Here is a 20512-nt window from a genome sequence, read left to right on the forward strand (position 1 = left end):
ACCCACCATGGCGACGACGGGCAGTCCGGTGCGCGGATCGAGGGCGGCCATGGCGGGCGCCAGACTATCCGGCCCGAGCGGCGCGCCCGCCACGACCTCGCCTGACGGCCGCCCGCCCGTCGGTGTCCGTAGCATCGACCGGGTGCAGTGGGCCGAGAGCATCCGGGTGCGCATGGGGACGACGTGGCGCCTCCTGCTCAAGGAGGTCAGCGCGTTCGGCGTCGTCGGCATCGCCTGCTTCGCCATCGACATCGTCCTGTTCCAGCTGCTCTACGCCCACGTCGGCCTCGGTGCGGTGACGGCGAAGTTCCTCGCGACCCTGGTCTCCATGACCGTCGCCTACGTCGGGCACCGCTACTGGTCCTTCTCGCACCGGGCCCGGACCGGCCTGCGCCGCGAGTACCTCCTGTTCGCTGCCGTCAACGGGGCGACGCTCGCGTTGAACCTCGGCATCGTCGCCCTGGTCCGCTACCCCTCGGCCAGGAGAGCGCCCTGGTCCTCCAGGTGGCGAACATCGCCGGCATCGCCGCCGGCACCGTCATCCGGTACCTCTCCTACCGCCGCTGGGTGTTCCCGGCCGCCGACCTGGCGGCGGCGACGGCGACCGGCGACGCCTCCGCCGCGCGCCCGGCCGGGTCCGCCCGGGCGACGGCGAGCACCGAGAACTGAGCGGTATCTGACCGCTCTCGACCGCCGGACACCGCTCGATGGCGGGCGACGAGGCGCCCCCGATGGGTGGACCGATGTCCGTGACCGCTGCGCCACCTCCCATGCCCATCTACCGTGCACAGGGTGAATGCCATCAGCGGCCAGCACGTGCCCGTTCGCGAGGCCGGTCTCGCCCTCGGTGACAGCGCGCTGCAGTCGCAGACCCTTGAGTCGGTGGCCTCCGCCGTCCGCTACCACGACTGGCTCACCTCACTGGCGCGTCCGCACGTCGGGGTCCACCCCGTGGAGCTGGGCAGCGGGCTCGGCGACTACGCGCAGCGGTGGCTGGACTCAGGGGTCCCCCGCATCACCGTGACCGAGGTCGACGATTCCCGGCTCGCGCACCTGCAGAAGCGGTTCGCCGATGACGACCGAGTGGAGGTCCGCTTCCTCGACATCCGCAGTCCCGAGCCGGCCGACCACTCCGCCTTCGTGGCGTTCAACGTGCTGGAGCACATCCCGGATGACCGGGAGGCGTTGCGCGCCGTCCACGCCCTGGTTCGCCCGGGCGGGAAGGTCGTCGTTCTCGTCCCCGCCTTCCAGTTCGCGATGAGCCGTTTCGACCGCGCCGTGGGCCACGTGCGCCGATACACCCGGGCCTCGCTGTCCCGGACCCTGACCGAGGCCGACCTGATCGTTCGTGAGGTGCACTACGTGAACATGCCCGGACTGCTTGCATGGGTGGTGGGTATGCGCCTGCTGCGGATGACCCCCGGCGACGGCCGGGCCCTGTCCCTGTGGGACTCGTTCGTGATCCGGCTCGCCCGCCGGTGGGAGCAGCGGTACCGGCCCCCGTTCGGGCAGTCGGTGTTCGCCGTCGCGGAGGTGCCGGCCCGATGACCACGATGCGCCCCGACTCGACCGCTACCGGGAACGATGACGTCCGTGTCGCCGCACGCTCGGGGACGACGAGTGACCCGGGCAACTTCGTCGTCGACCCCACCGGACCGACGCAAGCTCACGGCAACTTCGTCGTCGATCCTGCCGCGGTCGGCGCGACGCCTTCCCGGGCTATCGACACGTGTGAGCTGTCCATCGTCCTGCCCTGCCTCAACGAGGCGGAGACGCTGGCGGTCTGCATCCGCAAGGCCCAGGCGTCCCTGCGCTCGCTGGGGGTCGACGGCGAGGTGATCGTCGCCGACAACGGCTCCACCGACGGCTCGCAGGACATCGCCCGGGCCGAGGGGGCGCGCGTGGTCGACGTGCCGCGCAAGGGCTACGGCGCGGCCCTGCGCGGGGGCATCGAGGCCGCGGGCGGGCGGTACGTCCTCATGGGCGACGCCGACGACAGCTACGCGCTCGACGACATCGGTGGGTTCCTGGAGAAGCTGCGCGGCGGTGCCGACCTCGTCATGGGGAACCGGTTCCAGGGCGGCATCGCACCGGGGGCCATGCCCTTCCTGCACCGATACCTGGGCAATCCGGTGCTCTCCCGGGCCGGGCGGCTCTTCTTCCACATCCCGGTGGGCGACTTCCACTGCGGCATGCGGGCCTTCCGCCGTGACCGCGTCCTCGCCCTGGGCATGCAGACCGAGGGCATGGAGTTCGCCAGCGAGATGGTGGTCCGCGCATCGCTGCGCGGGCTGCGCATCGAGGAGGTGCCGACGCGCCTCCAGCCGGACGGCCGCAGCCGGGCGCCGCACCTGCGTACGTGGCGCGACGGGTGGCGGCACCTGCGGTTCCTGTTCGCCTTCAGCCCGCGCTGGTTCCTGCTCTACCCGGGCCTGGCCATGATCGCCGGTGGGCTGCTCGGGCTCGTCCTGCTCGCGGTCGACAGCGTGACCATCGGCGGGCTGACCTTCGGGGTGCACACCATGCTGGCCTGCGCCACGGCCGTGGTGGCCGGGCTCCAGGTGACCGGTGTGGCCGTCATCTCCCGCTCCTACGCGGCGCATCTGGGGATGCTGCCGCGCAGCGCCCGGCTGGAGAAGTGGCTGGAACGCACGACGCTCGAGCGGGGCCTCGTCCTGGGCGCGCTGCTCGCGCTGGCCGGTGTCCTGTGCTTCGTGCTCGCGGTGATCCAGTGGGGATCCACCGGGTTCGGGATGCTGGACCCCGTCTCGACGATGCCGCTACCGATCCTGGGCATGGTCCTGATCGTCGGCGGCGCCCAGCTGGGCGTGGTCAGCTTCGCGATCAGCCTCAGCGCCGCCGCCGGCAGCCGCCCCGGGACTGACGCCGCCGAGCCCGCGCCGCGGGCTCGGCGGGTGTCCAGGGCCGGGACACGACCGCAGCGATCACCACGACCAGCGCGGCGACCAGGAGGACGTGGTTGGGCAGCTGGTAGCGGCCCTGCGCGGCGTCGTACTCGGCTGCGTCGATGATCGACAGCAGCACCAGCCGGACCGCCACCCCGGCCAGGAGGGCCGTGGCGAGGGCCGGCAGGAGCCAGAACGCCGCGCGCCGCGGTGCCGTGCGGCGCCGGAGGGCCACGGCCAGCAGCACGCAGACCACCGCCGCGGCGAGCAGCACCGGGACGGCGGTCCGGTAGGTGGCCGCCCAGCCCTCGAAGAACTCCCGGCGCTGGTCGAACCGCTCGAACTCCGCCCGTCCCGCAGCGTTGTCCTCCGGGAGCCCCCGCACGATCGCGGTGTACTCGTCGCGGATCTCCTGCGGGATGGGCGTGTACTCGGGCTGGAAGTCGATCAGGGTCCGCGATGTCAGCAGGTCCGAGCTCAGCCGGCCCAGGGAATCGACGAGGGCGTCCAGCGGCGCCCGCTGGAGCGGCTGGAGGCTGGCCGGGAGCCGCGGTCGGCAGCTCAGCCGTCCGTCGGAGCAGGCGTCGTCGATCTCCTGCGACAGGCGGCCGAAGTAGCGCTGGGCCGTCTCCGCGTCGCGGAAGAACCCGGCCGCCGCGGCGGCCTCCCGCATGGCCCAGATCATCCAGCCCCCACCGAAGTCGCAGGTGCCGGACGGGCAGTTGATGAAGCGCCACTGGTTGTCCGGTCGCTCCAGCTGCTCGGCCAGGTCGCGGGCCGCCGGGCTCACCTCGTAGACCAGACGGCGCTGCTCGGCGTTGATCGGCACCCGCGGCAGCTCCTGTTCGACGTCCACGCGGGTCCAGTCCGCGTACGCCCGCAGGAAGGTGCCCTCCCCAGCTCGTTGGTCAGCTGCGCGCCGTACTGGTGACCGTTGACGGCAGCCACACCGAGCACCGGCACCGCGAACGCCACGACGGCCACGCCCAGCGCAGTGGCCGGCCGCACGACACGCCGGAGCCGCGGCCCCCACCCCGCAGGGCGGTCCGGCTCGCGGGTGCGGGCGCAGAGCCACGCGAGGGCGACCAGGACCAGCACCGGGGGCAGGAGAGCCGGTCCCTCCTCCCGCGTGATCCACCCGAACCCACCGGCAGCACCGCAGAGGACGGCCGCCAGGATGACCCAGACCATGCGGGCGCGGCGCACCACGGCCAGCACGGTCAGGGCCGCGGCGGAGACGAAGAACAGCGACTGCGACGCGTAGAGGTTGTCGCGCAGCACGTCGGCGCTGGCCGACCCGACGTTCACCGGGTCGAGGGCGAGGAAGACGAAGCACACGGTCGCGACGGCATACCGACCGGTCACGGCGAGGACGACGCCGCACAGCACGGCGATCGCGACGAGATACGCGAGCTGCTCGGCGGCCGCCAGCGGGATGCCGACCGTGTGCGCAGCCGCCATGAAGCCCGGATAGCCCATGCCCTTGGCGATGGTGACGAGCGAGTAGGGCCCTTGCCAGTGCCCGTCGGCCAGATAGGTCGCATTCCGCGCGAAGAGCAGGCCGTCGTAACCCGACAGGTTCAGCGAGGTGGGCACGGCCAGCTTCAGCGCGATGCTGGCCGCCGAGGCGGCGAGAGCCGTCACGAGACCGAGGACCGCAGGGTGGCGAAGTCGACCGGAACGGCGTGCCCGATCCGGCGGGCCGGCCTCCTTCATGTCCACCGCGTCGCTGGACACCGGGGCGGGGACGACTGCCATCCAGGTCAGCCTAAGGGAGCCCATCGCACCGGCCCTCGTCGGCCGCGGCTCGGCCGGCTCGTCAGGTCGGAACGGGTGCGGGCGTCAGGCCCCCGGTCCGCTGAGGCCGCGTCGTCATCGCGAGCCGGGTGAGGACGTAGGCCACCGGGGTGGTGACGATCACCGCCAGCAGTGGCGCCAGCTCCTGGCTGGCGGCCAGCTTCTCCACCAGCACCCACACGACCGCTGTCCGCAGGACGATGGTCGTCCCGTTGGCACCCAGGAACAGCACGAGGGAGCGCCCGGACGCGTCGACCTGGAAGGCATAGCGCGCGTTGAGCAGGTACGCGGCCAGGACCGCGAGCACCAGGGCGACGGTGTTGGCCACCAGGTAGGGCAGCACGAAGAGCAGGAGGAGGTAGAGCCCCCAGTACAGCGCAGTGTTGACCGCGTTGACCACGAGGAATCTCAGGAACGTGCGCCGCGTCGCCATGGTCAGGTCCGGGCGGGGTCGTAGCGCCCCCGGACGGCGCGGGCCAGGATCGTCGCCAGCCCGAGCTCTCCACGACGTCCGTGGATCTTCGTCGGGATCTGACCGTCGTCCGGGTACGCGCGAGTCACCGGGACCTCCACGCAGCGGTAGCCGAGCCGGGCAGCCCTGATCGGCAGGTAGGCGAGCAGCTCGTAGCTGTCGAACACGTCCCGCAGCGGTGCGATACGCGGGTCGGTGAGCAACGCACGGGAATGCCCGCGGAAGCCGTTCGTCGTGTCTGTGAACCGGTGACGGGCGGCCAGCGAGGTCACCGGGGCATGCACCAGAGTGATGGCCAGCCGGCGGTCGAGGGGCGTGTTGATCGCCTGGCCCCCGGGCACGAAGCGCGATCCCTGGACGAATCCAGCGCCTTCGTCCAGAGCGGCGACGAACCTGGGCAGCGCGGCGACGTCGTCCTTGCCGTTGCCGTCGACCGTGATGACACCCTCGTAGCCCTCGCGCAGCGCGAAGGCGATGCCCATGCGTAGCTGGGCACTGAGCTTGCCGTCGGCGCGCTTGATCAGCAGTGCCCGCACGCCGAGCTCCTGGAGCAGCTCCGGGTCGTTCGAGCCGTCTGTGCTCCCGCCGTCGGCTACGACGACGTCCACGCCGAAGCCGTGGGACTGGACAGCCCGCAGCTGGCCCAGGATCCGTTCGCCCTCGTTGATGACGGGGATGAGGATGCAGTAGCGGCTGGCACGTTCACGCAGGACGTGCACATCTCCCTGCGGCACATCCCAGCCGGTCTCGTCGACGGGGATCTGTCGGCTGGTCACGCGTAGGTGCTCCTCACGAAGTCTGCGGCACGCCGGACCGCGGCCTGCGGGTTCTCGGGCTGCGTCAGCATCTCGACGGAGACGTGCCCCTCGTAGCCGGCGACCCGGAGGGCCTCGGCGACCTCTCGGTGCTCGACCGGCCCACCGGGACCGACCTCACCGAGCTGCGGGGCGCTGGCGTGCACGTGCGCCAGCACATCGGCACCCTCCCGCACGCGCTCGGTCGGGTCGTCACCCGCCAGGGCCATGCAGGCGGTGTCCAGGTGCAACCGCACGCCCGGTGAGTCCACCGCCCGCACGAACGCCGTAGAGGCGACCGCATCGGTGAGGTAGTCACATCGATAGACCTCGGGATTGGCCTCGATGCAGAAGGCGACACCCAGGTCGGCGGCGTGCGCACCGAGACTTGCGAACGTCTCGACGCCGATCTCGTCTGCGCGATCCACGGGCATGTCGTTCCGGCGGCGATTGCCGGGAGACCCGAAGACCAGCCGCGTGGCGCCGAGCCGGGCGGCGAGGACCGCCATTCCGGCGAGGTGGTCGTGGAGACCGCGCCGGGCCTCTGCGTCCCCGAAGAGCTGCAGATCAGGACGCTGGAACAGCAACGACTGCAGCGCGACGACGCGCAGGCCCGCCGATTCGATGACCCGGCGGGCGGAGGCCACCTCGTCGGCGTCCTGCGCGAGCGGATCGGCCCACAGACGGGTGGGCGCGACCTCCACGGACGGGAAACCCCACTCCGGCAGCTGGGCCAGCACGTCGGTGTCGCTCTCGGCCGGCCACGCGAGATTGGAGAATGCCAATCTCATGCGTCTGCCCGAGCCAGTTCCGGCGCGGCCCATGCGCGTACCGCGGCCAGCACCTCGGGGGCCGACCGGAGGTAGGGCCGTCACGCCCGGCCAGCTCGGCGGCGTGCCGGGTGCGCAGGTCGTAGTGGACGACGGGGCGGTCGTCGCACGCGTAGGCGATTCCGAAGGACTCCTGTGCGACCTGGGCCGCGACCACCGGTTCGGTCGCGAGGTTGACCACCGACAGGCCGGCGTCCCGTGCGAGGAGCACGTGGCCCCACAGATCGCGGACGTCGTAGAACTGGAAGCTGGACGCCTCGTGTGCGAAGCGCGCCTCCGGCTGGTGGACGAGGTCGTAGACCAGGTTCTTCTTCAGCCCAGGCCCGAACATGCCCGGGAGCCGAACGACGAGCACGTCGGCGAACCGCCCTCGGACGAACTCCTCGAGACGGGCCCGGTGCCGCCCGTAGGCCTGCTCCTGGTCGGTGTCGGCCGCGACGGATTCGTCAGCACCCCGGGGGCGGCGTAGACGTCGACCGTGGAGACCAGCACGCAGCTCGACGCTCGGCTGGCGTCCAGTGCCTCCATCAGGCGCGTGATGCCGGCCCAGTCCGCATCCGGGTCGGCGTTGGCCTTCCACTTCTCGGCGGGCGCGCCGGCACAGACGATCTCGTCGACGTCGGCGGAGGCCAGCAGTTCGATGTCGGTGCTGCGGAACTTCGCCACCGGACGCACGTGCGGGACGAGCGCTCCGCCGATGAATCCGGTCCAGCCGACGAGAGCGCGACGGGGGTCGTCACGATGCCAGGGTGTGGAGGTCGGCCGCCGGGGACTGGACCGCCGTCGCCTCGGCCTCCACGTTGAGCATGTCCCGGGCCTCGAGGACCGAGCTGGTCGCCTCGAACGCCACCCGGTAGATGGGTCGTTCGTTGGCCGTCTCGTTCGACTGGTACATGAACTCCGCCATGATCGCGATGACGACGCTGAGCAGGAAGAACATGAGGCTCATCTGCAGGCTCATGGAGGTCCAGCCCTCGACCGCACCTCTGAACAGACCGACGGCGACGACGTACAGCGCATAGAGCATGTTCGCCAGGCTCGCCGCGAGCGCGATGCCGACGGCGAACCGCAGGGGACGCGAGCTGGAGTAGAACATGGCTCGCAGGACCTGCTTGGTCCCCGTGGCGGTCGCCGAACGGGTTCGTGCGCCCGTCGAGTAGTGCATCTCCGTGCTGGGGTAGCCCGAGATGGTCGGCAGCATGCGCAGAACGCGATCCCGGTCCCGGCGAGGCAGCCAGGCGTCCAGAGCCGCACGGCTGTAGCCCCGCAGACCCAGGCTGACCGAGGTGATGTCCTCACCCATGCTGCGGCGCGCCAATGCGCGACCGGCCCGGACGGCCAGGCGCCGGCCGGTCTTGCCGGCAGCGTCGACACCGACGACCACAGCGTTCTCGTCGGTCACCATCGAGGCGCAGCGCACGATGTCCCACGGACGGTCGACGCCGAGCCGAGCGGTCACGACGACATCGCCGAGCGCGCCGTCGAGGCCCGCGGTGTAGGCGACCTCATCGCTGACACCGTGCAGCAGGCCGAGCACCTGCAAGTTGGCCTGCCGCTCGGCCAGGCCACGGGCCCATGGGATGCGACCACGCGAACCAGGGAGCACGAGGACGATCTCGTGGACCGGGTAGACCTCCGACAGCGCCTTGTCGAGGGTGGCGAGCTCGCCCTCGACCCACGGAGCGTCGGGCTCTGCGACGACGACGACGCTGACGAACGTGCCCTTGCGCCCGGACGGCGCCGGCGTACGCACGACGACTTCCGACCGGTCAGCACGCCGTTGCGTCTCGGTGAACTGGGACTCGGTCTCAAACAGCGTCACGAAGGTGCTCCTCTGCTACTCGGAGTGCGTCTCCGATGTTGTCGATCTTGCTTCCGAGCAGGGACATCACGCGGCCCCCACCGGACTTGCGCATCACGATGGGTCGCGCGTCGTCGCCGTCCCTGCGGGCCGGCACGGCCTTGACGCCCCAGATCGACTCCCTGTGCACGGCGCCCTGCAGAACGGGGAGGTAGCGGACGGAGTCGCGCATCATGCGATCGGCCCGGCTGGTCAGCCCCGACCGCAAGGCAGCTGCCGCCTGCTCGTAGGAGGGTGCGAGCCATGCGGCGTGTACCGCACGTGGCTCAGGGTGTGGAACGGCGTCGACGGGAAGGGCATCAGGGAGAAGTACGGGCCGTCCATCACGGTCACGCCCTTCCCGCGCAGTGCGTCCGGGACGTCGACGAGGGCCATCTCACAGGGCTCGCAGTGCAACCCGGAGTAACCCACGCCCATCGGCAGCGAGTCGATCGACTCCCCGTAGGTGCAGACGAGGATGCGGTCGGCGGGGATCGTCTCGCCGCTCTCCAACAGGACGGACGCACCCTCGGCGCTCTCCTGCACGGAAGCCACGCGGGTGGCCACGCGCACCCCGACCCCCGCGTCGGCCAGGTCCCCGCGGACGAACTCCCGCAGCTTCACCGCGTCGAAGACCGCCTCACGAGTGACCCACGAGGCCTCGATCGTGGCCGGGTTGAAGAGACGGCGGACGGAGGCCGGCGCGTCCATCAACGGGGCACCGACGTAGTCCATCACCCGGCGGAACTTGCGGGCGTTCGTCAGCGAGCCTCGAGCCACCGCGTAGATGCACATGAAGTCGTCGAGGACGCAGGAGTCGTAGCGCGCCATGAACTCCAGGTAACTCGCCTGGCTGCGCCCGGCCGTGCGGAGCGACCGCGGGTAGTGGTAACCACCGTGAACTCGGGCCTGGTTGAAGTAGCTCGCGCCTCCCAGGAGATCCGAACGAGCCTCCAGCAGTGTGACGTCCGCTCCACCTCGCGCGAGGTGCGCAGCGAGCGACGAGCCGTAGAAGCCCCCGCCCACGACCACCGCGCGCGACCGTCGCCGGAGGGTCGAACGGACACCGGGCCCGCGCCCGATCCCCGGCCCTATCTTCTGCGTCATTACTCTCTCACTCTAAGTGGCGAACGAGATCAACTGAAGACCTCGACAACGCTTGAATCACAACTCTTCACTCGAGTCACACCAGTCACGGGCATGGCCCCGGGCGGAGCCGTTCGACGGGCTCCCGGCCGCCGGGTGAGCGATCAGGGGAGAAGGCACTCACGGGCTCCGGCGACCGCCCGGCAGGCACCTCGCGCGTGGGAACATCGTGCTCGGGCGCCCCGGACGTGGGGAACTCCCGCTCGGACGACTCTGCTTCGGACGACGCGGAGTCCGCCTGGACGGGGCCGGCCGGGCCGCGGCGGAACGTCGTGTGCCCGCGTCGACGCAACCACCCTCGATCGAGCAACCTCAGGCCGTCGACGACCGAGACCACCACGAAGGCGACCAGCAGGGTGTGGGCCGGGTAGATGTAGCGCACCGGCGCTGCGAACTCTGCTGCCTCGACGATGGCCACGAGCCCGAGCCGCGCCAGGATCGCGAACAGGAGGATGGCGGCCAGGGCGGTCAGCGGCCCCGCGCTCCTGCGGCCCGCTCGCGTCAGGGTGGTGCGGGCGAGGAGGACGACTCCGAGGAGGAAGCCCAGCGGAAGCAGCACCGTGTAGGCCAGGTCCAGGACGTCGTACGGCCACCGGTGCGCATCGAAACTGGCCTGGCGCTGCTCGGCCTCCGCCGCGGTGGCCGGCGCGGACGGCATGACCGCCGCGAACTCCCCGCGCCATTCATCCGGCGCGGGCTTCACGGCCGCAGAGTGGAAGTACATGTCCTGCGAGGTGAGCAGGGCGCCTGCATGGCGGAGGTAGCCGCGGCCCAGATCGGTCACGCTCACGCGCTGGAGCGACTGCAGGGAAGCCGGGAGCTTCGTGCGACAGGTCAGCGTGCCGTCCGTGCAGGCTGCGTCGATGTCGGTCGCGATCTGGCCGAAGAAGTTGCTGGCCTGTGTTGCGCTGCCGTAGGCACCCACGGCCGCTGCTGCCTCTCGCAGGGCCCAGGGCAACCAGCCGCCCCCGTAGTCGCAGTCAGGCGGCGTCTCGCATCCGTGGATCCGCCACTCGTTCGCCGGGTCCTCGAGAATCGGCTCGAGCAGCCGCGCGGTCTCGCTGATCTCGTAGACAGCCTGGCGCTGGGACGGCGTGAGCGGGTGGCGGAAGACGACCGGGCCGACATCCACGCGCTGCCACTGAGCGTAGGCGTCGAGGAAAGCACCCTCCGACAGGTCGTTGGTCAATGCGACCCCGTACACCTCCTCGTTCTTGTCCTTCACGACGAGCATCGGGGTAGCCACGGTGACGCCCAGGACGAGGGCGATCGGCAGGACGCGGGCGCTCGAGCGCAGCATCCTGCGACCCAACTCCCCGCCGCGCCAGGCCTTCGACCTGAGCAGGAACAGCGCAGGTGCCGCGAGGAGGGCGACGCCGGCCATCGGGACGACGGAGATGCCTTCTTCGCGGGTGAGCAGGTAGGCGGACAGCAGGAGTCCGGCCACCGTTGCCGCGACCAGGGACCAGGCGACCGAGCGGCGGAACACCAGGAGGTAGCCGGTGAGGAACAGTGACGTGACTACGAGGATCGTGAGGGAGGCGAAGAAGGAGTCACGGAGGAGGTCGCCGGCCGGGCTGCTGAAGAAGAGGGGTCCAAGGCGCCGAAGACGAAAGCCCCCAGGGCCCAGGCCAGTCGCTTGGTGACCAGAAGGATGCACAGGGCCACCGACAGTGCGGCGGCGATGACGACCAGTTGTTCGGCGTCCTTCACGGGAATGCCCATGCCCGTGCTGACAGCGGTGAACAGCTGGTAGCCCGGCACCTTGGCCATCGCCGTGCTGTTGTAGGGCCCCATCCAGCCGTCCGCGAGAAGGGCTGCGGCCTGCCGGGCGTAGAGCAGCCCGTCGAACCTCGACATGTTCAGTTCCGGGGAATGCCACGCCGCAGGAGGATGGTGATCACCGAGACGGCGAGCACCACCAGGGCCGCAGCCGGGTACGCCACCACCCGGCGCTGGAACTGACGCCGGACGGCCAGAAGCCAAGCGGCACCCGTGGACATTGCTGCGGTCACGATCTCCCCATTCCGGACGCCGGAGCCGCTGAGCGGCGGCCTGCACGGCTTCTGCACCGTGAGTGCGACGGAACGGTTCGCCCCGGGCGTCGGAAACCGACGGTACCGGAGCAAGTGCTGAAAGTGAGCTACTTGTCGACTTGTCGGTTACCCGGCGAGTCGCGATCCATTACGCCCTGCGACGACCGCGACGCGTGTCGGGATCCGGGTACGGAGTTCCTCCACGTGGCTGATCACGCCTACCGTGCGGCCGCCCCGGCGCAACTCGTCCAGCACGGTCATGACCGCGTCGAGGGCCTGCGGGTCGAGGCTACCGAAACCCTCGTCGACGAAGAGCGTGTCAAGTTGCACGCCGCCGGTCTCCGCGGTCACCACGTCGGCCAGGCCGAGGGCCAGGGCGAGTGACGCCATGAAGCCCTCTCCGCCGGAAAGCGTCTTCGTGGGCCGGCGGCACCCTGTGTACTCGTCGAAGACGTCCAACCCGAGGCCGCCGCGGGCGCCATGACGCGCGTGGGCGTCGCTGTGCAGGAACGTGTAGCGGCCGCCGGACATCTCGAGCAACCGGCGGCTCGCCACCTCGGCGACCTGCTCAAGCCGGGCGGCCAGCACGAACGACTGCAACCGCATCCGCAACGTGTTGGAACCGCGGCCGGTGACCAGGTCGGCGAGTGCGGTCACCTGGTCCGCCCAGGCGCGCTGCTCCGCCAGCTCGGTCTCGGCCGAGATGACGTCGCCGGCGAGCACGTCGAGCGCATGGGAGCACCGGCGGGCCCGCTCGAGCTCTGACACGGCGTCCTCGCGCCGGCGGGTGATCGCGGCGCATCGCTCCTCGAGCTCCGCGACGTCCGGGCGCTGCTCCAACCCGGCGAGGTCGGGTTCGGCGAGCCGACCACGGACGACCGCCAGCCGGCGATCGTGCCCGTCGAGCTCGCGGTCGAGCGCGGCGAGCCGGCCCGTCTCGAGCAGCGCGGCGCCGGCGTCCAGGACGTCCGGGAAGCCCGCGCCCCCGGCGCGCTCCTCCGCGGCTTGCAGTGCCGTCGCCGCCGACTCGCCGCTGCGCGCCTCCTCGGCGACGGCCTGGACCAGCGCCTGGCAGCGTTCCACCGTGTCGTTCAGCCGCACGACGCGCGTATCCAGGTCGGGGTCCTCGCCGCGGGCCAGATCCAACCGCCGCTCGAGCTCGGTCAGCGTGCCGGTCAGGGCCTCTCGCTCGGCGGTGCGCGCGCCCAACTCTTCGCGGTCGGCGGCCAGACGGCCGGCCGCGGCCTGGCGCTCGGCCAGCAGATCGGCCAGCAGGGCCTCGGCGGCGGTCAGGGTCCGCGCCAGGTCCTCGGTCTCGCGTGCCGACGCCCGCAGCCCTCCGAGGGCAGTGGACTGCTCGGACACGGGCGCTTCTCCTCCGCGGGCGCGGAGCGCGGCGAGGTCGCGCTCCTGCCGGTCCACCTCGCCCGATGCGGCCATGAGCGCGGCTTCTGCTGTCTCGGCAGCGGTGTGCGCCGCCTCCTCGTCTGCCGTGGACACGACCGGTCCGGTGTGCGTAGCCGGCCGCGGGTGCTCGGTGGCCCCGCAGACCGGGCAGTCCCCACCGTCGGTGAGCCGGGTGGCGAGCTCGGCAGCCATGCCGTCGAGCCGCTGTGCCCGCAGATCGAGCCAGTCCTCCCGCGCTCCTGACCACGCCTCGCGACGCTCCTGGACGGTGCGGCGGCCCTCGGCCAGGCGCGCCTCCAGACGGTCCGCGGTCCGGGTCGCCTCGATCGCCGCCGTCGCCGCGGCGACGGCCTCCAGCTCTGCCGGGAGCCGGACCGCTGCGGCGCGCGCCCGCACGACCCGGTCCTCCTGCTCGGCCAGCCTCGCGGGCCAGGACTCCGCCGTCCGGGCGGCGCGCTCGCACGCCGTGGTCAGCCGCACGATGCGCAGGCCGAGCGCCTCGATGCGCCGCTGCAGCTCCCGGGCCCGATCGACCTCGGGGAGCAGTGCCCGGGCAGCCGCCGCCTCGTCCCGCAGCTCCCGCACCAGCTCGTCGTCAGCGTCGCGGCCAGCAGCCACGTCGGCCCACGCCACGTTGGCCCGGCCCACCGCTGCCACGGCCTGCTCGGCCAGGACCGCCGCCCGGCCGGCGGACTCCAGGCAGTCGCGGAGCGGCTCCGCGCGGCGCCCGGCGTCGCGCTCGGCACGCAGCGCGATCAACTCGCGTTCCCGGTCCATCAGTGCTGCCAGTTCAACGATGGCCTGCTCACGGCGGTCGTGCCGGTCGGCGAGTGCCCGCGCGGCAGCGAGCTCGCCATCCGCCTGGCCTGCGTCGGTGGCCGCTCCTTCGGCGCGCACGGACGCCTCGGCCAGTCGTGCTCCTGCCGTCGTCCGGACGCGGTCGACCCATGGGCCGACGGCATGTCCGCCACCCCCGCCCACCAGCTCAGGGGCGAGCGCCTCCGGGACATCGACGTCGGCAACCTGCGCCACGCGGGCCAGCAGTGTGCTGACCCGCGCCCGCTGGACGGCCACCCGCTCGCGCGCCGTCGCGCGCTCGTCGGCCAGCCACTCCTCGGCGGAGGCGAACCGCCCGACGTCGAACAGGGTTCGCAGGAGCTCACCACGGTGCTCGGGCTCGGCGCGCAGGAACCGCGCGAAGTCGCCCTGAGGCAGCAGGACCACCTGGCAGAACTGGTGCACATCCAGGCCCAGTCGGGTGCGGAGGTGCTCGGAGCCCTCGTCGATGCGCGTGCTGACCGGCTCCCAGCCCCCGTCGGTGAGCCGCTGGACGGTCAGCCGGGCCTGCTCGGTCGTGACGCCCTCGCCCCGCTTCTTGGGCCGCTGCTGCTCGGGACGACGGACGACCCGCAGGCGCTCGACACCGAGGGTCAGTTCGCAGGACACCTCGGTGCGGATCGCGGTCGCGGCGTGGTCGCTGCGCAGCCGCTTCTCCTCGCCCCGCGCGCCGGGAACCGTGCCGTAGAGAGCGAACACCACGGCGTCGAGCAAGGTCGTCTTGCCCGCGCCGGTGGGACCCCACAGGAGGAAGAGGCCGTCGCGACCGACCTCGTCGAAGTTCACCTCCACGGTGCCGGCGAACGGCCCGAACGCGGTGAGGGACAGGCTGTGCAACCTCACCGGCGAACCTCTTCCCGGTGGGCGGCGCCCAGCGCCCGGGCCAGCAGGTCCCGCTCGGCGGAGCTCGGGCCGAGCCCCGGACGTGCCCGACGAACTCCGCGGCGACGTCGAGGTCGCTGCGACCGCGCAGCCGCTCCTGGTAGCTGCGTCCGTCGACGGCGGTTCCGGCGCCGGCCCACTCCAGGTGCACGCAGTGCGGGAACCGCCCCTGCAGGCTCCGCATCGGATCCACCGGCCGGATCGGGTCGGTGAGCCGGGCAGAGACGAAGTGCTCCTCTGCCCGCGCGTGCGCCGGGTCCTCCATCAGCTCGGGCAGGGTGCCGGTCAGGACAGTGAGCTCCCGCGGGGTCGGCAGGTGGACGGGTCGCACCGCGGCGAGGCCTCGGGCGTCCAGCTCGACCAGCCAGGCCTGCTTCTGCTGCCCCGCCTCCCCGAAGGAGTAGGCCAGGGGCGAGCCGCTGTAGCGCAGCCGCGGGGTCAGCGTCTGCGGGCGGTGCAGATGGCCGAGCGCCACGTAGTCGACCCCGTCGAAGACCGATGACGGGACGAGGTCGACACCGCCCACGCAGATGTCGCGCTCGCTCTCGCTGGCCACGCCGCCGCCCACGAACGCGTGCGCGAGCACGACCGAGCGAACTCCGGGACGCAGGAACAGGTCAGACCGGACACGCTCCATGGCCGCGCTCAGCACCGCCTCGTGGCTCCGCGCTCCGCTGATCCCCAGCTCGTGCCGGGCGACGTCGGGTTCCAGGAACGGCAGACCGTAGACGGCCACCTCGCCGTGCTCGTCGGTCACCAGGACTGGCTCGTCCAGCCGGCCGGTCGAGGCTCGGACGTGCAGTCCCGCGGCCGAGAGCAGCCCCGAGAACGTGCCCAGCCGGCGGGCCGAGTCGTGGTTGCCCGGCGTCATGACGACGGCGGCGCCTGCGGCGAGCAGCCGCCCGACCACGCGGTCGAGCACCGCCGTCGCGTCGGCCGACGGGACGGCGCGGTCGTAGACGTCCCCGGCGACCAGCACGACGTCCACCGACTCCGCCGCGACGACGCGTCCCAGTCCGCTGAGCACCGCCTCCTGCTCGGCGAGCAGCTCGGTGCCGTGCAGGGTCCGACCGATGTGCCAGTCGGACGTGTGCAGCAGGCGCATGAGCGGAAGGTAGGCGGCGCCTCCGACAGAACCGGCCCAGGCGCGCCGTGACGGAACGGTCACACGACCGGACGGGTCAGAGATACTCCTGAGGAGCCGTGCCGCCGAGCCCGTAGTGGTCGCCGAGGACGTAGCCGGCGCTCTCGTACGCCCTCCGGTCGGCGTCCTCCTCGATCATGTGGTTGAGCAGCTGCTGGACACCGTCGCTGTCGGGGATCTGGCGCAGGACCGTCGGGCCGCTGTCCCCAGCCGATTCGATGGTGATCGTCCCGGAGTTGACGACCCGGTCCCAGAGACGCTGCGTGTAGGAGACGTCGGTGATGCGGGACAGCCCGATGTCGCGGCCGCGACGGGCGAGGATCCCCTCCCGGAAGAGCAGCCGGTGGGTGGTCACCACGTAGTGCGTCGTCCGCCAGCGCAGCAGCGGGACCAGGACCAGGGCCAGCAGGAGCACGAGCGCGACGGCCAGGACGAGCATGCGGACGATGCCCTGCTGCCGGCCCTCCGGGATCGCGGCCAGGCCGAACGAGGTGGCCCCGACGACGAGCAGGAGCCGGACGACCGGCCAGAAGATCGTCGTCCAGTGCGGGTGCAGGTGCCGGACGACCTCTTCGTCCCCGGCGAGCAGCTTGTCCGGATAGGGCATGCCGCCAGGATGACCCAGGTCGAGGACGTCGCCGGTGATTGCGGCCCGCTGCGGACGGGGACCACCTCCCGCGTCACACCCGGCGCACGTGCCGCACGTCGCCGGACGCGAGTTCGACCTGCCCCCGTCCGTCGCCACCACCAGGCGTCCGTCCCAGTCCACCGCGGTGGCCGTCCCCTCCAGGGTGGAGCCGTCGGGCAGGCTGACGGCGACGTCGGCGCCGACGGTCGAGGACCACGCGAGGTAGTCCCGTGCCAGGCCCGAGGCGACCGGGTCGCCGAGGGCCGCAGTCCATGGCCGGTAGCGGCGCTCCACCGCACGGAGGAAGGCCAGGAGCACCGGGCCGCGGTCCACGGTCGCCCCGGTGATCCGGGACAGGGAGGTGCCGGTGCCGGGCAGCTCGTCCGACGTCGTGGACACGTTGAGCCCGACGCCGACGACGACGGCGGGCGGCCCGGTGGGCGAGCTCGTGGATTCGGCCAGGATCCCGGCCAGCTTGAGACCGTCCATGGCCAACAGGTCGTTCGGCCACTTCAGCGACGCCCGGACGCCGGTCACCTCGCCCACCGCCTCCGCCAGGGCCACGCCGACGAGCAGCGGCAGCCAGCCACGACGGGCGGCGGGCACGTCGGGGCGCAGCAGGAACGAGACGGTGAGACCGGCGCGGGGCGGGGAGGTCCAGATCCGGTCCAGCCGGCCGCGGCCGGCGACCTGGTGCTCGGCCACGAGCACCACGCCCTCGGGCTCGTCCGCTGCCGCGGCGGCCACCAGCTCCGCGTTGGTGGACCCGATCTCGGCAATCACCCGCAGGCTCCGCCACAGCTCGCTGTCCCGGGTGAGTGCGCTGGACAGGGCGGGTCCGTCGAGCGCCGGGCGCTCCAGATCGGACCATCGGGATGAGGGCGTGTCGGGCACTCCCTTACGCTACGGCCCGTGATCGCGCTTGCGGGATCACCGATGTGCACAGCACTGCCGCGAACGTGCGGCCGACGAGCGCCAGCGAGGAGACAACGCGTGAGTGCCGCCGAGCTCGAGAGCGCCGGGGAGAACGTCCCCGGCGACATCGACATCCACACGACCGCCGGGAAGCTTGCCGACTTCGAGCGGCGGGTCCAGGAGGCCACCCACGCCGGCTCCGAGCGCGCCGTGGAGAAGCAGCACGCCGCGGGCAAGATGACCGCGCGCGAGCGGATCGAGGCGCTGCTGGACCCGGGTTCGTTCACGGAGTTCGACGAGTTCGCCCGGCACCGCTCGACGAACTTCGGCATGGACGCCAAGCGTCCCTTCGGCGACGGCGTCGTCACCGGCTACGGCACCGTCGACGGCCGTCCGGTCGCGATCTTCTCCCAGGACGTGACCGTCTTCGGCGGCAGCCTCGGCGAGGTGTACGGCGAGAAGATCGTGAAGATCCTCGACTTCGCCGTGTCCAACGGCTGCCCCGTCATCGGCATCAACGAGGGTGGTGGCGCCCGCATCCAGGAGGGCGTGGTCTCCTCGGCCTCTACGGCGAGATCTTCCGGCGCAACGTCCACGCCTCGGGCGTCATCCCGCAGATCTCCCTGGTCATGGGCCCCGCGGCCGGCGGGCACGTCTACTCCCCGCGCTCACCGACTTCATCGTGATGGTCGACAAGACCAGCCAGATGTTCATCACCGGCCCCGACGTGGTGAAGACCGTGACCGGCGAGGACGTCACGCTCGAGGAGCTCGGCGGCGCCCGCACGCACAACACCAAGTCCGGGTGGCGCACTACCTGGCCGAGGACGAGACCGACGCCCTCGACTACGTCAAGGCGCTGCTGTCCTACCTGCCCAGCAACAACCTGGACCCGCTGCCGGCGATCGAGATGCCGCCGGTCGAGACGGTGCTGCCCAACGCGCTGACCGACTCCGACCTCGAGCTCGACACCTTCGTCCCCGACTCGGCGAACACGCCCTACGACATGCACACCGTGATCGAGCACGTGCTCGACGACGGCGAGTTCCTCGAGGTTCAGCCGCTGTTCGCGCCGAACATCCTCATCGGCTTCGGCCGGATCGAGGGCCGGCCGGTCGGGATCGTGGCCAACCAGCCGACGCAGTTCGCCGGCACCCTGGACATCGACGCCAGCGAGAAGGCCGCCCGGTTCGTGCGCACCTGCGACGCGTTCAACATCCCGGTGCTCACCTTCGTCGACGTCCCCGGCTTCCTGCCCGGGACGTCGCAGGAGTGGGAGGGCATCATCCGGCGGGGCGCCAAACTCATCTACGCCTACGCCGAGGCCACGGTCCCCAAGGTCACCGTCATCACCCGGAAGGCCTATGGCGGCGCGTACGACGTCATGGGTTCCAAGCACCTGGGTGCCGACGTCAACCTGGCCTGGCCCAGCGCGCAGATCGCCGTCGTCGGGGCCCAGGGCGCCGTCGGCATCCTGTACCGCAAGGAGCTCGCCGCGGCCGAGGACCCCGACGCCAGGCGCGCGGAGCTCATCGCCGACTACGAGGACACCCTCGCCAACCCCTACATCGCCGCCGACCGCGGCTACGTGGACGCGGTCATCCCGCCGTCGCAGACGCGCGTGCAGGTGACCAAGGCCCTGCGGGTACTGGCCAACAAGCGCCAGACGCTCCCGCCGAAGAAGCACGGGAACATCCCGCTGTGAGCGAGGAAGCGCGTCCCCTCCTGCGGGTGGTGTCCGGTTCCCCCACGGCCGAGGAGCTCGCGGCGCTGACCGTCGTCGTCGCGGCGCTCTCCCAGACGCGCACCCGGCGCCGGCCGACGCCGGTGGGCGCCTGGGCCTCCTACGCCGACGGGCACCGTCGTCCGCTCCAGGCCGGCCACGGCGGCTGGCGAGCGGCCGGGAGGTCCGCATGAGGAGCGACCGCAGGCTCGTCCTCGCGTCCGCCTCCCCGCCCGGCTGTCCCTGCTGCGGCAGGCCGGCCTGGCGCCGGAGGTCGTCGTGAGCCAGGTCGACGAATCGACCGTCCACGCCCCGCGCGTGGCCGAGCAGGTCGCCCTCCTCGCGGCGGCGAAGGCCGCCGCGGTAGCCAAGCAGGAGACGGACGCGCTGGTCATCGGCGCGGACTCGCTGCTGGAGTTCAACGGCCGGCCGTTGGGCAAGCCCGCCGACGCCGCCGAGGCCCGGGACCGCTGGCAGCGGATGGGCGGCCGGTCCGGCGTCCTGCACACGGGGCAGGCGCTCTTCGACGTCCAGGACGGCGCCGTCGTCGGCCGGGACATCGCCGTCGCCTCGACGGTCGTGTACTTCACGACCCCGACGCCGCCGGAGATCGAGGCCTACCTGGCCACCGGCGAACCGCTGGCCGTGGCCGGTGCCTTCACCCTCGACGGCCTCGGTGCGCCGTTCGTGCGCCGGGTCGAGGGCGACCCGGCGGCCGTGGTCGGCCTGTCGCTGACCGTGCTGCGCACCCAGCTGGCCAAGCGCGGCCTTGCCATCACCGACCTCTGGCGCCGCTGACCAGCCGCTCCACCCCGAACCACAGTCCGACCGCTCGACTCGACGAGGGAGTTCCACCGGTGCAGAAGGTCCTGATCGCCAACCGCGGTGAGATCGCGGTCCGCGTGGCACGCGCCTGCAAGGACGAGGGCCTGGCCAGCGTGGCCGTCTACGCCGAGCCCGACCGGGACGCGCTGCACGTGCGGGTCGCCGACGAGGCGTTCGCGCTGGGTGGCACCACGCCCGGCGACTCCTACCTCGTGATCGACAAGATCCTGGACGCGGCGGAGAAGTCCGGCGCCGACGCGATCCACCCGGGTTACGGCTTCCTGTCGGAGAACGCCGACTTCGCCCAGGCGGTCATCGACGCCGGGCTGAT

18 protein-coding genes and 3 pseudogenes are annotated in these 20512 nt (G+C 71.9%); 7 read left to right on the forward strand and 14 right to left on the reverse strand.

Features of this window, described 5'->3' with window-relative positions; genetic code table 11:
- Nucleotides 1-142 precede the first annotated feature (142 nt).
- From U6N30_RS24060 to U6N30_RS24070, 3 genes are read left to right on the forward strand one after another with little or no spacing between them, the layout of a single operon-like run.
- Entirely contained in the window at nt 143-796 is a 654-nt protein-coding gene (locus U6N30_RS24060) for a GtrA family protein (RefSeq protein ID WP_324274260.1), read from the forward strand.
- Nucleotides 793-1548, forward strand: a complete 756-nt coding sequence (locus tag U6N30_RS24065; RefSeq protein ID WP_324274261.1) for a class I SAM-dependent methyltransferase — start codon at nt 793-795, stop codon at nt 1546-1548. Before U6N30_RS24060 ends, U6N30_RS24065 begins: the two co-directional genes overlap by 4 nt.
- A complete protein-coding gene (locus U6N30_RS24070; protein ID WP_324274262.1) occupies nt 1545-3032 on the forward strand; it encodes a glycosyltransferase family 2 protein in 1488 nt (495 codons plus the stop codon). The genes U6N30_RS24065 and U6N30_RS24070 overlap by 4 nt, the downstream gene beginning before the upstream one ends.
- Before the next feature lie 660 nt (nt 3033-3692).
- Here the strand turns inward: U6N30_RS24070 and U6N30_RS24075 are convergent.
- From U6N30_RS24075 to U6N30_RS24140, 14 genes and pseudogenes are all read right to left on the reverse strand, one after another.
- Nucleotides 3693-4664, reverse strand: a complete 972-nt coding sequence (locus U6N30_RS24075; RefSeq protein WP_324274263.1) for a hypothetical protein — start codon at nt 4662-4664, stop codon at nt 3693-3695.
- Nucleotides 4665-4725: 61 nt separating this feature from the next.
- Nucleotides 4726-5136 carry a GtrA family protein gene (locus U6N30_RS24080; RefSeq protein WP_324274264.1) on the reverse strand — a complete coding sequence of 137 codons (411 nt, stop codon included), beginning with the start codon at nt 5134-5136 and terminating at the stop codon, nt 4726-4728.
- 2 nt (nt 5137-5138) lie between these two features.
- The gene (locus U6N30_RS24085) at nt 5139-5951 is read right to left on the reverse strand and encodes a glycosyltransferase family 2 protein (protein ID WP_324274265.1); all 813 of its coding nucleotides are present in this window, start codon (nt 5949-5951) and stop codon (nt 5139-5141) included.
- Nucleotides 5948-6760, reverse strand: a complete 813-nt coding sequence (locus U6N30_RS24090) for a sugar phosphate isomerase/epimerase family protein (protein WP_324274266.1) — start codon at nt 6758-6760, stop codon at nt 5948-5950. The genes U6N30_RS24085 and U6N30_RS24090 overlap by 4 nt, the downstream gene beginning before the upstream one ends.
- Nucleotides 6761-7111: 351 nt before the next feature.
- Nucleotides 7112-7465 carry an NAD-dependent epimerase/dehydratase family protein gene (locus U6N30_RS24095; RefSeq protein ID WP_324274267.1) on the reverse strand — a complete coding sequence of 118 codons (354 nt, stop codon included), beginning with the start codon at nt 7463-7465 and terminating at the stop codon, nt 7112-7114.
- A 70-nt stretch (nt 7466-7535) separates the two neighbouring features.
- Nucleotides 7536-8621, reverse strand: a complete 1086-nt coding sequence (locus U6N30_RS24100; protein ID WP_324274268.1) for a glycosyltransferase family protein — start codon at nt 8619-8621, stop codon at nt 7536-7538.
- Nucleotides 8608-8835, reverse strand: coding sequence for a hypothetical protein (locus tag U6N30_RS24105; RefSeq protein ID WP_324274269.1), 228 nt, complete (start codon nt 8833-8835; stop codon nt 8608-8610). The genes U6N30_RS24100 and U6N30_RS24105 overlap by 14 nt, the downstream gene beginning before the upstream one ends.
- Before the next feature lie 17 nt (nt 8836-8852).
- Nucleotides 8853-9746 carry an NAD(P)/FAD-dependent oxidoreductase gene (locus tag U6N30_RS24110; protein ID WP_324274270.1) on the reverse strand — a complete coding sequence of 298 codons (894 nt, stop codon included), beginning with the start codon at nt 9744-9746 and terminating at the stop codon, nt 8853-8855.
- Between the two features lie 85 nt (nt 9747-9831).
- Entirely contained in the window at nt 9832-11274 is a 1443-nt protein-coding gene (locus tag U6N30_RS24115; protein WP_324274271.1) for a hypothetical protein, read from the reverse strand.
- 32 nt (nt 11275-11306) lie between these two features.
- Nucleotides 11307-11645: a hypothetical protein gene (locus tag U6N30_RS24120; RefSeq protein WP_324274272.1), complete on the reverse strand. Its 339-nt coding sequence runs from the start codon at nt 11643-11645 to the stop codon at nt 11307-11309.
- Between the two features lie 2 nt (nt 11646-11647).
- The gene (locus U6N30_RS24125; protein WP_324274273.1) at nt 11648-11800 is read right to left on the reverse strand and encodes a hypothetical protein; all 153 of its coding nucleotides are present in this window, start codon (nt 11798-11800) and stop codon (nt 11648-11650) included.
- Between the two features lie 147 nt (nt 11801-11947).
- Nucleotides 11948-14908, reverse strand: a complete 2961-nt coding sequence (locus U6N30_RS24130; RefSeq protein WP_324274274.1) for an SMC family ATPase — start codon at nt 14906-14908, stop codon at nt 11948-11950.
- Nucleotides 14909-15380: 472 nt separating this feature from the next.
- Nucleotides 15381-16052: pseudogene (locus tag U6N30_RS24135) on the reverse strand (metallophosphoesterase family protein); the annotation flags it as partial.
- Nucleotides 16053-16128: 76 nt separating this feature from the next.
- Nucleotides 16129-17613, reverse strand: a complete 1485-nt coding sequence (locus tag U6N30_RS24140; protein WP_324274275.1) for a biotin--[acetyl-CoA-carboxylase] ligase — start codon at nt 17611-17613, stop codon at nt 16129-16131.
- 42 nt (nt 17614-17655) lie between these two features.
- Between U6N30_RS24140 and U6N30_RS24145 the strand changes: the two are divergent.
- From U6N30_RS24145 to U6N30_RS35720, 4 genes and pseudogenes are all read left to right on the forward strand, one after another.
- Nucleotides 17656-19338 (forward strand): annotated as a pseudogene (locus tag U6N30_RS24145) (acyl-CoA carboxylase subunit beta).
- Entirely contained in the window at nt 19335-19550 is a 216-nt protein-coding gene (locus U6N30_RS24150; protein WP_324274276.1) for an acyl-CoA carboxylase subunit epsilon, read from the forward strand. Before U6N30_RS24145 ends, U6N30_RS24150 begins: the two are co-directional and overlap by 4 nt.
- 85 nt (nt 19551-19635) lie before the next feature.
- Nucleotides 19636-20154 carry a Maf family protein gene (locus tag U6N30_RS24155; RefSeq protein ID WP_324274277.1) on the forward strand — a complete coding sequence of 173 codons (519 nt, stop codon included), beginning with the start codon at nt 19636-19638 and terminating at the stop codon, nt 20152-20154.
- Between the two features lie 104 nt (nt 20155-20258).
- Nucleotides 20259-20474, forward strand: a pseudogene (locus tag U6N30_RS35720) (biotin carboxylase N-terminal domain-containing protein); the annotation flags it as partial.
- Between the last annotated feature and the right edge of the window lie 38 nt (nt 20475-20512).

It is taken from the genome of Blastococcus brunescens (assembly GCF_035320885.1).
Taxonomy (GTDB): domain Bacteria; phylum Actinomycetota; class Actinomycetes; order Mycobacteriales; family Geodermatophilaceae; genus Blastococcus_B; species Blastococcus_B brunescens.